Annotated in this window: 6 protein-coding genes; all 6 read left to right on the top strand. The window is 45.5% G+C overall.

Features of this window, described 5'->3' with window-relative positions:
* Positions 1-14 precede the first annotated feature (14 nt).
* The 6 genes from MKX36_RS15810 to MKX36_RS15785 all read left to right on the top strand — a co-directional run bounded on the left by MKX36_RS15810 (position 15) and on the right by MKX36_RS15785 (position 16,104).
* Positions 15-8,945 (top strand): type I polyketide synthase, encoded by an 8,931-nt coding sequence (locus MKX36_RS15810; RefSeq protein WP_340864999.1) that lies wholly within the window; start codon positions 15-17, stop codon positions 8,943-8,945.
* Positions 8,946-9,004: 59 nt separating this feature from the next.
* Positions 9,005-9,880 (top strand): SDR family NAD(P)-dependent oxidoreductase, encoded by an 876-nt coding sequence (locus MKX36_RS15805; RefSeq protein WP_016822429.1) that lies wholly within the window; start codon positions 9,005-9,007, stop codon positions 9,878-9,880.
* Positions 9,881-9,942: 62 nt separating this feature from the next.
* The gene (locus tag MKX36_RS15800) at positions 9,943-10,896 is read left to right on the top strand and encodes an acyltransferase domain-containing protein (protein WP_151255407.1); all 954 of its coding nucleotides are present in this window, start codon (positions 9,943-9,945) and stop codon (positions 10,894-10,896) included.
* Positions 10,897-10,927: 31 nt separating this feature from the next.
* The gene (gene fabD / locus MKX36_RS15795; protein WP_340864998.1) at positions 10,928-13,282 is read left to right on the top strand and encodes an ACP S-malonyltransferase; all 2,355 of its coding nucleotides are present in this window, start codon (positions 10,928-10,930) and stop codon (positions 13,280-13,282) included.
* A gap of 165 nt (positions 13,283-13,447) precedes the next feature.
* Complete coding sequence (gene aspS / locus MKX36_RS15790) at positions 13,448-15,217, top strand: aspartate--tRNA ligase (protein ID WP_340864997.1); 1,770 nt, start codon at positions 13,448-13,450, stop codon at positions 15,215-15,217.
* 224 nt (positions 15,218-15,441) lie between these two features.
* Complete coding sequence (locus tag MKX36_RS15785) at positions 15,442-16,104, top strand: S-layer homology domain-containing protein (protein WP_340864996.1); 663 nt, start codon at positions 15,442-15,444, stop codon at positions 16,102-16,104.
* Positions 16,105-16,195: the final 91 nt, after the last annotated feature.

Genomic DNA, 16,195 nt, shown 5'->3' with positions numbered 1-16,195 from the left:
GGAGGCAATCTAAGATGAAGGACTTTTTTCAAACTATTCTGGGTGAGGTAAAAAGCGGACGGATGCAGAAAGAGGAGGCTCTCCTCAGAATACGCCAAATTCAAGCTCAAATGGCTTCAGATGGAACTCTGCACAGCAGAGCAGGGAACACGGAGGGGGCTCTGGCGGATACAGGAGTCCTTATGCTTGAGCCTTCATGGAAAGAGCAAGCTGCGCTCCAAAAAGCGACTCTTCATGAATGTAGCCAGCATCTGGTGGTGCTTTGTGAACTTGATCATATCTCAGAGCGAAGTATTGAAGCGCTCATGAAAGGAACCCGATGCATCAAGCTCCATGCCGGTTTGACCGGCATGGATGAACGCTTTCAGCGCTATGCCCTTCAACTGCTTGCAGAAGTGCAAATGCTCCTCAAAGAGAACTTGAGGGGCAGCGTGTTGGTACAGATTGCTGCTTCTTCACAAACCGGGCAGCAGCTCTTTGCTGGGCTTTTGGGATTGCTGCAAACAGCCGAAAAAGAAAATCCAAAAATCGTAGGGCAATTTGTTGAATTGGAAGCTACAGGTTTGGAAGAGATCGTTGAGAAATTGAAAGAGAACAGTCAATACCCCAAAGACAAAAGGATACGGTATGAGAACGGTAAACGTCTGATTCTCAGCTGGAATGAAATGAAAGCCCCTGAAACTCCGGGAAGAGTGCCCTGGAAGGATCAGGGGATTTATTTGATTACGGGCGGTGCAGGAGGTTTAGGGCTTGTTTTGGCGAGAGATATCGCCCGGCGAGTCCGAGAAGCTACGCTAGTCCTTGTAGGACGTTCCATGCTTGATGAAGGCAAGCAGGTCATACTGGAGGAGTTGAAGGCGCTGGGAGCCCGCGTAGAGTACAAACGAGCGGATGTATCCCGAAAGGAAGAGGTCTCGCAACTGGTCCTAAAGATCCGAGAGGAGCACGGGGGGCTTGATGGCATCCTCCATAGCGCAGGGGTGATACAGGATCGTTTTATGATTCATAAGACACAGGAAGAGTTCAAGGAAGTAATGGCGCCCAAAGTAGCCGGGGTGGTCAACTTGGATCAGGCGACGAAGGAGCTAGATCTTGATTTCTTCATTTTCTTCTCTTCCATCGCAGGGATTATGGGCAATCCTGGTCAGGCCGACTATGCCGCAGCGAATGCGTTTATGGATGCCTATGCCTTTTATCGAAACAGCCTCGTCTCTTGCAAGGAGCGCAAAGGGCAGACGCTGTCTGTCAATTGGCCTCTCTGGAAGGATGGAGGCATGCATGCGGATGCTGAAACGGAGAGGGTTTGGCAAAGTATTGGCATGGTGGCCATGCAAACTTCAAACGGCGTTAAGGCTTTATATGATAGCCTGGCCTCTGGCCAGAAGCAGGTGCTGGTGATAGAGGGGGATTTGTCCAGGTTGCGGAAGCATCTATTGGAGCCTAAGCCACAGGAGAACATGTACGTTGAAGAGACAGCTTCTTCACCGATAAATCCTGAGCTGCTTCTGGAAAAAACCTTGCACCAGCTTAAAGTGTTGTTTGGAGAAGTGACTAAGCTGAGCGTTGAAAAGATTGATGTCAGTGAGCCTTTGGAGAGCTACGGCATAGACTCCATCATGATTACAAGGCTCAATCAAAAGCTTCAGGGAGTTTTTGGTGAAATCTCGATGACCCTGTTTTTTGAATATCAGACGTTGGAAGCGGTAGCGGAATATTTTATTGCTGACTACTATGAGGAATGCGTACAGTGGACAGGACTTGGCAGACGGCTGGAGCCGGAAGAAAACTTCGTCCCTGCATCTTTGCATGTTGATCGCGAATTATCATTGCCGACTCTGCCAAAGGAAGAAAACCAACGTATCAGCAGCGCAGCTATAGACACAGGCAGTGTGAAACACGAGCAAATAGCTATTATAGGCATGAGCGGACGATTTCCACAAGCGAAAAATATGGAAGAATACTGGAATAATTTACAAGAGGGCAAAGATTGTATTACAGAAATTCCCGCGGATCGCTGGAAGAAGGAAGGATTCTACTCTCCTAACATAAAGGAAGCTATCGAGAAGGGCAAAAGCTATAGCCAATCTGGGGGATTTGTGGAGGATTTTGCAGATTTTGATCCTCTTTTCTTCAACATATCGCCCCGGGAAGCGATGAGTATCGACCCTCAGGAGCGGATATTTCTGGAGGAATGCTGGAAGGCCTTCGAGGATGCTGGATATAGCAGAGATCAGCTTGCAGTGCAATACAATGGGCGAATCGGCGTCTTTGCAGGCATTACCGCAACAGGCTTCAATTTATACGGTCCCAAGCTGTGGGAGCAAGGCAAACCGATCTTTCCTCGCACATCGTTCAGTTCGGTAGCCAATCGAATATCGTATCTCTTGAATTTGAAGGGGCCGAGCTTTTCGGTCGATACCATGTGCTCTTCGTCATTAACTGCAATCCATGAGGCTTGTGAGCATATTCATAACGGAGAATGCGAGATTGCCATTGCAGGTGGAGTCAACTTATATCTTCATCCTTCCAACTATGTTTTTCTAAGCACAATGCGAATGCTATCGCCAGAGGGACGTTGCAAGAGTTTTGGCGAAGGGGGGAATGGATTTGTCCCTGGTGAAGGTGCGGGCGTTGTACTGCTCAAACCTTTATCTCAGGCCATTGCTGACAAGGATCACATTTATGCGGTTATTCGGGCTACTAGTATCAATCATGGTGGAAAAACGAACGGATATACCGTTCCTAATCCGGTAGCACAAGGAGAATTGATCCGAGAGGCTTTGGATAAAGCAGGCGTCAATGCTCGAACAGTCAGTTATATTGAAGCCCACGGAACAGGGACAGAGCTCGGTGATCCTATTGAAATTACCGGACTTACCCAGGCTTTCAAGAAGGATACACAGGATACAGGGTTCTGTGCGATTGGCTCGGTAAAATCAAACATAGGCCATTTGGAGGCGGCCGCAGGGATTGCGGGTGTCGCTAAGATTATACTGCAAATGAAAAACCAGAAAATTGTCCCAAGTCTGCATGCCAAAGTATTGAATCCCATTATAAATTTTGCCAAAACGCCATTTACAGTTCAGCAGGGACTTGCTGAATGGAAACGTCCGATTCTGGAGGAAAATGGCGAGCAACGGGAATACCCGAGAATTGCAGGAATATCTTCCTTTGGAGCTGGAGGATCTAATGCCCATATCGTTCTTGAAGAATACATTCCAGCAGAACAGGCTGCCTCTACTCCGCAAAAGCCAGTTGTCATCGCATTGTCGGCCAAAAGTGATGAAGCATTGAAAGAGCAGGCTGTTCAATTGACTGCTGCAATGGATAAAAATGACTTCTCGGATAATGACCTGATAAATGTGGCTTACACCTTGCAGACAGGGCGTGAGGCGATGGAAGAGCGCCTTGCCGTGGTCGTTCAGACAGTGGAGGAACTTGGGAACAAGCTGTGGGAATTTATTGGAGGAAGACAGAATATTGCGCAGCTATATCGGGGACAGGTCAAGCGGAATCAGGAGAGCTTGGATATAGTTTCGCGGGAGGAAGCGCTGGATGAATCCTCTGATGTCTGGAATCTAGCAGAGAAATACGGTAGGCTAGCGGAATTGTGGGTCAAGGGTATGCACGTTGACTGGAACAGACTTTACAGTAATGTCCAGCCTTTCCGCATCAGTTTGCCTACCTATCCCTTTGCTAGGGAACGCTACTGGATATCAGTAGATGAAGAAAAGCCCGCTGGCGTCACTCCGGCATATCTGCACCCCTTGCTGCATCACAATACCTCCGTTCTTTCTGAGCAAAGATTCAGCTCAATCTTCAACGGTCAGGAGTTTTATCTGAATAACTCCGTCGTTGATGGAAGACTTGTCCTGTCGGATGGAGCATGTCTTGAAATGGCGCGGGCAGCGGTTGAACAATCGTTAACAGTTCAGGAGAAGGGTCAGGCAGGCATCACACTCACAGACATGGTATGGACACATGCTCCTGTCATAGGAGATCAGCCGGAAATACATATAGGACTCTTTCCGGAAGATCAAGGTGGAATTGGCTTCAAAATTTACAGCACACGAACCGAAGCAGGAGATCCTGTCTTACACAGCGAGGGAAGTGCCGAGCTGGAGGCTTTAAATAGAACGGAAACATTAGATATTCAGGCTTTGCAGATGGAGTGCATTGATCATATTTTACCTAGGGGAGACGATGAAGCACTGCGCACGACTGGAGCCAACTACGATTCGGAATTCCAGTCCGCTGAGCAAGTTTATATAGGTCAGGGTTTGGTGTTGGCCAAGCTATCACTGCCTTCCGGTATTGCGAATACTGGGGGCCTATTTGTTGTGCATCCCTTCATGACAAGTGCTGCCCTGCAATTGCCGTTATACCTGCTTTCGAATAATGAAAATGTTATGCAGTTCAATGGCATTGATTCTCGGGAAAAAATACTGCCGACTGCGATAGATAAGCTTCAAATATTTCAGGAATGTCCGAGCAAAATGTGGGCGTTAGTACGGCATGGAAGAGGAAATCAGATTAATCATAAGATGCACAAGTATGATATTGATTTGTGCGACGAGGCAGGCAGAATCTGTGTGCGCATAAAAGGGGTCTCCTATAAGGAAGCGGAGACTTGTGAGCAACCGCTCGGTGCAATGATGCTACAGCCATTCTGGAAAGAACAGGCGGCTAATAAGGAAACCATAGCAACCGACTACGAACGGCATGTGGTCATACTTTGTGAGACAGATGCCATAGCTGCAGTACATGTCGAGGCCTCCTTGACAGGCGTGGAATGCATCACCCTACAAGCCCGCATGGAAGAGGTCGACCGACGCTTTGAAACATATGCCGTTCAGGTTTTTGAGAAAATACAAGGCATCCTAATTGACAAGCCTAAAGGCAAAGTGCTGGTACAAATGGTAACGATGTCTGGAAATGAGAAACTACTTTTCTCCGGGCTGTGTGGCATACTCAAAACGGCTCATAAGGAAAATCCAAAGTTCTACGGGCAACTAATTGAAGTAGGGGAAACGGAAAAAAATGAAGGACTCATTGAAATATTAAGGTCGAGCAGTCAGCGTCCAGAGGACAGCCGCATCCGTTTTGTAGAAGGTAAACGTTGGATTCCTGCCTGGAACAAGGTTGAAATGCCAGCGACACCACAAATTCCATGGAAAGATCATGGGGTTTACCTGCTTACTGGAGGTGCCAAGGGCCTGGGTCTAATTTTTGCCAAAGAAATTGCGCGCCAGACCAGGGAAGCAACCTTGATTCTGACTGGGCGGTCCCTGCTGACCGAGGACAAGCTGGCCCAATTGGAAGAATTGAAGGCTTTGGGCGCCAAGGTGGAATACAGACAGGTGGATGTCACGCAGAGGGCAGCGGTGGTTGGCCTGATTGAGGACATCCAAATGGCATACGGCGGAATTAACGGCATTCTGCACAGTGCTGGAATCATTAAAGATAACTATATTATCAAAAAGACGAGCGCAGAATTCAGGGAAGTTCTGGCACCGAAGGTGGTCGGACTAGCCAATTTGGATCAGGCCAGTAAGGACATGCCCCTAGATTTCTTTATTCTTTTCTCATCAGCTGCCGGAGTGGGCGGAAATGCGGGTCAGTCTGACTATGCCACCGCGAATGCGTTCATGGATGCCTATGCTTGGTATCGTAATACTTTGGTATCCTCCTGGGAGCGTATGGGCAAAACGCTGTCGATCAATTGGCCGTTATGGAAAGACGGCGGAATGCGACCTGACCAGGAGACGGAAAAAGCTTTGCAGAATGTAGGCATGTATGCGATGAGGACAGAGACTGGTATTCGTGCGTTGTATCAAAGTATAGCCTGCATATCGAATCAAGCGATGGTGGTAGAAGGAGACATTGAGCTGATCAGCAGAATGATGATTATGGAAGGACAGCTTGAAGACAGCGGAGAAGCAGCCGGGGATCAGAGACTCGGATCAGAAGACAACATCGCTCCTTTCTCAGAAAATAAGACAGTGTCCGTCCAAGATGAACATCTGCTGCGTGAAAAGACGGCCCATTACTTGAAGACTTTGTTGTCTTCGTCAATCGAACTGCCTGCATATCGAATTGAAGAGGATGCGCCGTTGGAAAATTACGGGGTGGATTCTATCAAGTCCATGGAACTGACTGACCAGTTGGAGAAAACGTTCGATCAGGTGTCGAAGACGATATTTTTTGAATATCCGAATATCCGGAGCTTAACCGAGTATTTTCTGGAATTTCATCGAGACGAATTAATCGCTCTGTTTGGTCTGGAGCAGGCAGTAACTGTAGGTGTAAAAGCCACCACCGCTACGACAGCAATGGATACAGAACTTCGACCAGGAGAAGAACAGTTGCGTGATCAGGTGACAAGTTATCTAAAAGGCTTGCTTTCTTCGTCTACCGGACTGCCGGAACAGCGCATTGAAGAGGATAAAAACCTGGAGAACTATGGAGTTGACTCCATAAAGTCTATGGAAATAACCGATCAGCTGGAAGAAACGTTTGGATCGCTGTCCAGAACCTTACTGTTTGAATATCCGAATATCCGAAGCTTAACCGAATATTTTCTGGAATCTCACCGAGACGAATTAAGCACTTTGTTTGGTCTGGATCAGGTAGCGACTGTAAGTGCAATAGCTGACACGGCTTCCGTAGCCAATGAGACAAAATCCCTGGCTGGAGAAGAGCGGTTGCGTGATCAGATAACGGGTTATCTAAAGGGCTTACTTTCCTCATCCACTGGACTGCCGGAACAGCGCATTGAAGAGGATAAAAACTTAGAAAACTATGGGGTTGACTCCATAAAGTCTATGGAAATAACCGATCAGTTGGAAGAAACGTTTGGATCACTGTCCAGAACCTTACTGTTTGAATATCCGAATATCCAGAGTTTAACGGATTACTTCCTGGAATCTCATCGGGACGAATTGAACGCTTTGTTTGGTGCTGAACAAGAGCTAGTCGCGGCAGCCAGCACGAAATCCATGGGCATCGTAGAGCATGCAAAAGCGCCCTCTCCTTTATTTCGGCACTCACCTATTTCGTCAGTGCGAGTAGAGCCTAAGGAGGAGGCAAAAGAAACGAAGACAAAAATAGAAACAAAAACAGAAACAAAAACAGAAACAGGAGCGATGGACATTGCTGTCATCGGGATGTCTGGAAAATATCCTGGAGCGGAAAATATTCAAGAATTCTGGAGAAATCTCCAAGAGGGCAAGGACTGCATTACCGAAGTTCCCAAAGATCGCTGGGATCACGATCTTTACTTTGATAAAGAAAGAAATAAACCGGGAAAAACCTACTGCAAGTGGGGGGGCTTCCTAAACAGAATAAATCCGTTGGATTCTTCTTTCTTTCACCTCACTCCTTATGAGGTGAGTTTGATGGACCCTATGGAACAGCTTTTCCTGGAAATGATATGGAGCCTGCTGGAAAGTGCGGGATATACGCGAGAGATGCTACAGAAAAAACACCAATCCAAGGTTGGGGTCTACGTTGGTGCTACGTATCATAAATACTGCACCTGTGATACAAATACGGATGCCCCTCGGATCACATCCTTTGGTTCTGTTGCCGTCGCCAACCCCATGTCGCATTATTTCAATTTCCAGGGACCGAGCATATCCATTGATACGATGAGCTCTTCCTCTGCTGTGGCTGTCCATATGGCATGTGAAAGCCTGATCAGAGGTGAGTGTCAAATCGCAGTAGCTGGCGGTGGGAATCTGTTGACAAGCCCCAAAAAGTATATTGAATCCAGCCAGAACCAATTGATCGGAAGCCATGAAGAAAGTCGAAGCTTTGCGGATGGAGACGGATATCTTCCTGCTGAAGGTGTTGGGGCAGTTCTCTTAAAGCCCCTTCATAAGGCAGAGGAGGATGGAGACTGCATTTTAGCAGTCATCAAATCTACGGCCACTAATCATGGAGGACACAGTAACGGGTACACGGTCCCCAATCCCAATGCACAGGCACAACTTGTTGAAGAGAACTTTTTGAAAGCCGGCATTCACCCTCGGACAGTCAGCTATGTAGAGGCAGCAGCCAATGGATCTACATTAGGAGACCCGATTGAGCTAGTCGCCTTGAAAAAATCTTTCCAGAAATTTACGGATGAGCAGCACTTTTGTGCCATGGGTTCGGTTAAATCCAATATAGGCCATGCAGAAGCAGCCTCGGGAATATCGCAGCTTACCAAGACCATATTGCAATTGTGGCATCGAAAGCTGGTTCCCACCATTAAAGCGGAAAAGCTGAATCCCAATCTTACGTTCAGCAATACTCCATTTTATTTGCAGCGGGAGCTTCAGGAATGGAAGCGACCTGTAATAGAGCTGGAGGGAGAAGAGCGGGAATTTCCGCTACGGGCAACAGTAAGCTCCTTCGGTGCCGGGGGATCGAATGTTCATTTTATTCTGGAAGAATACATCCCTTCGCCAAAAGAAGCTGTCCAGTTGCAAGGGGCAGATCAGACAGAAGTAGTGATTCTCTCAGACATAAACTGGGAGCGACTAAATGCGCTTGCGAGTCAATTACTTGAATATGTAGAGCAGCAGCACGAGCTTTCCTTACATGATATTGCTTTCACCCTTCAGACAGGCCGTGAAGCGATGAAGTGCCGGGCGGCAATCGTAGCGAGCTCACGGGAGGAATTGCGAACTGGTCTTAGAGAGCTTATCGAGTCAGTCGGCCAGGGCAACGAGCCGGAGAGAGCATCTATTCCAGTATTTATCGGAGAAGGCGGAGAAGATTCAAATAAAAGTGCACTTCTGTCAGGAAAAGTAGGCGAGAAAGTTTCTCAAATACTTCTAGAGGAGAGAAATCTGGAAAATATTGCGATGTATTGGACCCAGGGAGGCAGGATTACGTGGGAGGCGCTCCATGAGGGACACACTGTTCGTAGAATTCCCTTACCGACTTCTCCTTTCTGAGCACACATTGGGGAACAAAACCCTGTCTAACGAAAAATACGAATATTCCGGAGGTAAACATGAGGGAGTTTAAAGATAAGGTAGCTGTGATTACGGGAGCTGCCAGCGGAATTGGCCGAGCTATTGCAGACCGATGTGTCAATGAAGGGATGAAGGTTGTTCTGGCGGATATTGAGGAGGGGGCTCTTCTAAGGACTGAACGAGAATTGCAAGAAATGGGCGCAGCTACACTATCTGTTGTGACCGATATTTCCAAAGAAGCTGATATTCGTTTATTAGCGCAAAAAACAGTTCAGACCTTTGGTGCTGTGCATCTTTTGTTCAATAATGCAGGTGTGGATGCCGGCACAGGCCGCTTATTGTGGGAGAATACTGTGGCAGATTGGCAGTGGGTAATTAACGTAAACATTTGGGGAATTCTGTTTGCTACCGAAATTTTTGTTCCTATTATGGTGAAACAAAAAACTCCATGCCATATTGTAAATACAGCATCGATTGCTGGTCTGCTGTCCGGTCCTGGAAATGGAATATACAGCGCGTCAAAGCATGCCGTTTTAAGCCTGTCTGAAACGCTATATCAAGAGCTCAGATTGATCGGTTCTAATGTGGGAGTGTCGGTTGTGTGTCCGGGATTCGTCCGTACTCAAATTATGGATGCAGAGCGAAACCGTCCGACAGAGCTGCGTAAGCCAGATGGGAGTGGAAATCTTCCGCCCGAAAGACAAGTCATTACCGAATTGGCTCGCAAGGCTGTCCAAAATGGCATACTTCCAGAGGATGTGGCCCATCAAATTTTTGAGGGCATCCGAAAAGGGCAGCTATATATCATCACAGAACCGAAATTCAAACCTGCAATCAGGCAGCATATGGAGAATGTCCTTAATGAAAGTAATCCTACGGCATCCCAAATGCAATTAGTGCGCAATTTGTTATGAACTGTGAATGATAGAGGAACTGCTTAGGCGAGTCTGATCAATACGTTGTGGGGGTTACTCGGATGGACAGATCAGTGGTTTTTATGTTTTCAGGTCAAGGTTCGCAATACTACGGCATGGGAAAGGAATTATATATGTCCAACCCGGTTTTCCGAACATGGATGACCAGGTTGGATGAGATTCATACGGATATTACAGGCAGGTCTGTATTAAAAACGCTGTACGATGACACGCGTCGCAGGGGAGAAGAGTTTGACACCCTGCTAGATACTCATCCTGCAATTTTCATGGTTGAATATGCGCTCACACAGGTGTTATTGGAAAAGGGAATTTATCCTGATTATGTTTTAGGCTCTAGCCTGGGTGAGTCTGTTTCTGTTGCTGTGGCTGACTGCATGAGCTATGAGGACACACTTCAATGCATTATCAAGCAAGCACAGCTGGTGGAGGCGTACTGTCCGAAAGGGGGCATGATGGCCGTCATTGGCGATCCCGGTCTGTATGACGAAGCGCCCGTATTGAATACCAACTCAGAACTGGCAGCCATCAACTTTGACTCGCATTTTGTTATTTCAGGCAGTTGCGAGGGTCTGACAGAGATTGAACATTATTTGAAAGCAAATGGAACGATCTATCAAAGGTTGCCAGTTCACTATGCTTTTCACGCTTCTTTAATGGATCCAATTGCATTGGAATATATGGCGTTCTTGAAGCTTAAGACCATAAGAAGCCCTAAAATAAATATGGTTTCATCTATGTACGGCGGGAAGATGACATGGCTTGACAACCGTTTTCTTTGGGATGTTACTAGAAAGCCTATGCAATTTCAGAGCGCTCTAAAGTGTCTGGGAGACAGGGACGGGGTTGTCTATATTGATCTCGGTCCCTCGGGCACGCTTGCTAATTTTGTAAAGTATAATTTTGGCCCCAAGAAAAAGGCAAGCGTCTGTTCTATTCTCTCCCCTTTTCAACAGGACATAAAAAATTTGGATCGTCTGTTCGAAATATTTGCCTAATATGCATCCATTACTAACAAGGAGGAAATCAATGATCGCATATCTGTTCCCTGGACAAGGAGCTCAAGTAAAAGGTATGGGCGAAGGACTGTTTGATGAATTTCCAGAATTGGTTGCCAAAGCGGATGCAGTTCTTGGTTATTCTATTCAGAAGCTGTGCCTTGAAGACCCTGCCAACCAGCTCGGGCAAACGGATTTTACCCAGCCAGCCCTATTCGTCGTAAACGCTTTAAGCTATCTGAAAAAAATAAGAGAGACCGGAAGAAAACCCGATTATGTTGCAGGACATAGCTTGGGTGAATATAATGCTTTATTTGCCGCGGAAGCGTTTGATTTTGAAACCGGCTTGAAGCTGGTCCAAAAAAGAGGAGAGCTGATGGCTCGGGCTACTGGTGGCGGAATGGCGGCAGTTTTAGACTTGAAAGAAGAAGTGTTTCGGGAAGTAATGGAGAAAAATAAATTAATAGAGCTCGATGTTGCCAACTATAATTCGCCCAGCCAGATTGTCATTTCAGGGCCAAAGGAACTGATTGAGCGGGCGAAACCGATTTTTGAAGATGCAGGAGCCAGAAATTATGTGGTTTTGAATGTAAGTGGAGCATTTCACTCCAGGTATATGGAAAATGCCAAACAGAAATTTGAGGCCTATGCGGCGCCATTTGAATTCTCGAACATCAAAATACCCGTTATTTCCAATGTCCATGCCAGACCCTACAAGCAGCAGGACTTAAGAAGCACGCTGATCAACCAGATTGTAAGCCCGGTCAAGTGGTCGGAGAGTATACGGTATCTGATGGGTAAAAGTGTAACCCAGTTTATCCAAATCGGGCCTGGTAATGTCGTGGCAGGATTGGTTAATGCCATACAACGAGAAGCCGAGCCATTGATCGTGACAGAGGTTGAAGACCGAAACGAACAGGTACAGAAGAGGATGTCGAAGGATACGTTGAGAAATGATGAATCGATATTCGAAAAGCGACAGGCTCCCAGAACAAAATCCGGTCATGACGTACTGGAATCCAGCAAACGATTTACGGCAGAGTCTCTTGGGCATAGCGAATTTAAACAAGATTACGGAATTAAGTATGCGTATCTTATAGGCTCAATGTACAAGGGAATCTCTTCAAAAGAGATGGTCGTAACAGCAGGAAAGGCAGGAATGATGGCATTTTTTGGAGCTGGGGGAGTGAAGATGGATGCTCTGGAGGAAACCATAAAGTATATTCAGAAGCAATTAAACCATGGCGAAGCCTATGGAATGAATCTGATTCATGTGCCGGACCACCCAGACATAGAAAATAACATCGTTGATTTGTACATAAAATACGGTGTTAGAAATATTGAAGCCTCTGCGTTTATGAGTATCACGCCTTCTTTGGTTAGGTACAGGCTGAAGGGGCTGAGACGGAATGCACAGGGAAATGTTACGCCACAGAACAGAATTATTGCGAAAGTATCCAGGCCAGAGGTTGTTGAAGCCTTCCTGAGTCCTGCGCCTCAGAATATTATCAATAAGCTGCTGGCGGAAAATAGGATCAGCCGGGAAGAAGCGATGATGGGGATGGAAATTCCCATGGTAGATGATTTGTGCGTCGAGGCTGACTCAGGTGGGCATACTGACCATGCAGTTGCTTATGTATTGGTCCCGCTGATGCTTCAGATGAGGGATGAAGCGATTCGAAAGTATAAATACAATAAAAGTATAAGGGTAGGGGCAGCCGGGGGAATAGGGACTCCACAAGCTGCAGCGGCGGCGTTTATACTGGGTGCTGATTTTATCATGACGGGTTCAATCAATCAGTGCACAGTTGAAGCAGGGACGAGTGATGAAGTAAAGGATTTGCTTCAGCAGTTAAACATTCAGGATACAGACTACGCTCCAGCAGGGGATATGTTTGAAATGGGTGCAAAGGTTCAGGTTATGAAAAAAGGAGTGTTTTTCCCGGCCAGGGCGAATAAATTATATGACCTTTACCGTAATTATAATTCCATAGATGAAATGGATAGAGAAACAAAACACTATATTGAAGAAAAGTATTTTAAGAAGAGTATTGAACAAGTCTACGAAGATATTAAAGCTTATTACCCGCCTGAAGTCATTGAAAAAGCTGAAAGAATTCCAAAACGTAAAATGGCTTTGATATTTAGATGGTACTTTACTTATTCTACCCGACTTGCCCTGAATGGGGACAAAAATAATAGGGTCGATTATCAAGTACACTGCGGGCCAGCCCTTGGTGCTTTTAATCAATGGGTTAAGGGGACAGCCCTGGAGGATTGGAAGAATAGACATGTTGACGATATAGGACAAAAAATAATGACTGGGACTGCAGAGCACCTGAATGAAAGATTTACAGCATTAACTGCTAGTCTCCTTACAGTCTAGTTGAAATCAAGTAATGGCGGGAAGCTAATAATAAAGTTAGCATGTTCTAACCGAATAAGCCCATGGCGGGATTCATACAAAATTGAATGACAATACCTGCAACAGACCATGGGTTACATCATTGAAACCATTTAGATATTAGGGTAAAAGAAAGAGGGTGTTTTCGTGCATAGATATAGAACTCATAACTGTGGAGAGCTGAATCAGACGCATGTCGGGGAAATCGTGAGAATTGCAGGCTGGGTTAAAAATATTCGTAACCTCGGTGGGATTGTTTTTATTGATCTTAGGGATCATTATGGGGTTACGCAAATCGTTGTCTCTGATCCTAATGAATTAAAGGATTTTGTATCCAAGATCAATAGGGAATCAACCATCTCTGTTATAGGAGCTGTATGTCACAGGTCCGAAAGTACGATCAGTCCTCATATGAAAACTGGTTATATTGAGGTCATTGCCAATGAGATAGAAGTGCTAGGGAAAGTCATGAATCCGTTGCCTTTTGAAGTATCTTCAGCACATGAAGCCCGGGAAGATTTAAGATTAAAGTATCGTTTCCTGGATCTGCGTAATGAAAAACTGCATGATAATATTGTACTACGCTCTAAAGTAATCCAAAGTATACGAAAAAAGATGATCGGCCTGGATTTTTTAGAGATTCAGACACCGATTCTGACAAGTTCATCTCCAGAGGGTGCCAGAGACTATTTGGTTCCTAGTAGAGTGCATCCAGGCCAATTTTATGCCTTGCCCCAGGCACCTCAACAATTTAAACAGCTATTAATGGTTTCCGGCTTTGATAAATATTTTCAAATAGCCCCGTGCTTTAGAGATGAGGATGCAAGGGCAGACAGATCACCCGGCGAATTTTATCAGTTGGATTTGGAAATGGCTTTTGCAACACAGGAAGATGTTTTTAATGTCGTTGAAAACATGCTGTATGAAGTTTTTTCTGAATTTACAAATAATAAAATCTCAAAGCCTTTTAGTAGAATTCCATATCAAGAAGCTATGCTTAAATATGGGAGCGATAAACCTGATTTAAGGAATCCATTAATTGTCCATGATGTTACAGAGCTTTTTGCAGAGAGTGATTTTAAAGTGTTTAACAATAAGACGATAAGGGTTATTGCTGTTCCTGATTGTGGAGGGCAGCCAAGAAGCTTTTACGACGACATGGTAAACTTTGCTGCTGAAGCTGGAGCGAAAGGCCTTTCATGGATTAAGTTCAATAATGATATGTCTATTGGCGGCTCGATTGCAAAATTTATATCGGAGAAGATAAAAAACGAATTAATCAATGTAACGCAAGCTGGTCCGGGATATGCACTGTTTTTTGCTGCTGATGAGCTTAAAAATGTCGAAAAAATAGCCGGTGCTGTCCGAAATCAATTAGGCAAAAGGCTGGATTTATTGGAAAAGGATACGTTTAGGTTTTGCTGGATCGTTGATTTCCCCATGTTTGAATTGGACCCTGATACTCAAAAAATAGAGTTTAGCCATAATCCGTTTTCGATGCCGCAAGGCGGTATGGAGGCGCTGCTAAATATGAACCCTCTGGATATCCTGGCGTACCAATATGATATTGTATGTAATGGAATTGAATTGTCCTCGGGGGCTGTCCGTAACCACGATACAGAGATTATGGTAAAAGCCTTTGAGATTGCAGGTTATACATATGAAGAGATCAAGAGTAAATTTCCTGCACTCTTTAATGCTTTTCAATTTGGGGCACCCCCTCACGCAGGTATAGCACCTGGAATTGATAGGATTGTAATGATCCTTGCAAATGAATCGAATATTCGAGAGGTTATTGCTTTTCCAATGAACAGTAAAGCACAGGATGTATTAATGGGAGCCCCTTCAGAGGTTACTGACAAACAATTGAGAGATGTTCATATAAAATTGGCAAATGCCAAGCCACAAACAGAATGAACGGATTCAACAAGATACTGCAAGCAAAGCTGAATCCAGCACGCAATTAAATCCGATTGAGTGAGCTAAAAACTCTCCCTGCTAGAAGCAGAGGAGAGTTTTTTTATGTAGCTTAGATTGTTCAATTTAGGTTAGTAGCAACTGCTGCAACCTTTCTATCGTGAACCACGTCAAGAAGTTGTTAACGGCCAAGCGGCCTAATTCAACTCAAGGTGGAACTTAACATGAGCATGAGAAATAGTGCAATCGCAGCCCTTACGACTATAGCTCTGCTGTCCTTCTCGATTGGAGGTCATTTGTCTGCGGCAGACAGTCAATTCAAGGATTTGGGCCATGTAAATGGCAAAGAAAAAATCATATCCCTTAAAGAGCGGGGGTTACTTAAAGGTGCCTCTGACACGCAGTTTCTCCCCTCATCTAAAGTAACCGCTGCCCAAGGCATTCAGTTGATCTCGGGCGGACTTCAGCTTAGTTTGGCCGCCATTGATTTGAATCAGGCGCCGCAGGCGAGTGGACTGTTTACCCAGGTTAGGGATACCGCCTGGTACGCCGAAGCTTTTATTAACGCGTATTATAACGGTGTAGACATTCCAAAAGAAATCAATCCTGCCAAAGCACTAACCGAAGAAGAGTTCACTCACATGTTGATTCAGGGCATGGAAAAAGCAGGTGCTCTTCCCATGATTAAAATCGCACCTGCAAATATTGCGGATGACAGCGAGCTGGAGCCTTCTTACCAAGGCAGCATTCAACGCTCGCTAGTGTACAAGGTCAATGTCCTGGATGGGAAGGGAAATTTTCATCCCAAAAGTGCGATTACACGTGCCGAAGCTGCTGTTATGTTATACAATGCATTGGAATACCTGAATGCTCATCCAAAGTCGTAACCAATACAGCAATAAAGAGCTTTACTTCTGAGGAATTTAAGCATTCAGTTACTTGACATCAATACCGTGAATGCTATAATAAGGAAATCGA

Source organism: Paenibacillus sp. FSL W8-0439, assembly GCF_038008995.1.
Taxonomy (GTDB): domain Bacteria; phylum Bacillota; class Bacilli; order Paenibacillales; family Paenibacillaceae; genus Paenibacillus; species Paenibacillus polymyxa.
This window is presented reverse-complemented; position numbering and strand designations above follow the sequence as displayed.

What these genes read in the sequence shown, in the direction of transcription:
- MKX36_RS15810 (WP_340864999.1), top strand. Translation starts at nt 15, where the DNA reads ATGAAGGACTTTTTTCAAACTATTCTGGGTGAGGTAAAAAGCGGACGG.
- MKX36_RS15805 (WP_016822429.1), top strand. Translation starts at nt 9,005, where the DNA reads ATGAGGGAGTTTAAAGATAAGGTAGCTGTGATTACGGGAGCTGCCAGC.
- MKX36_RS15800 (WP_151255407.1), top strand. Translation starts at nt 9,943, where the DNA reads ATGGACAGATCAGTGGTTTTTATGTTTTCAGGTCAAGGTTCGCAATAC.
- fabD (WP_340864998.1), top strand. Translation starts at nt 10,928, where the DNA reads ATGATCGCATATCTGTTCCCTGGACAAGGAGCTCAAGTAAAAGGTATG.
- MKX36_RS15785 (WP_340864996.1), top strand. Translation starts at nt 15,442, where the DNA reads ATGAGCATGAGAAATAGTGCAATCGCAGCCCTTACGACTATAGCTCTG.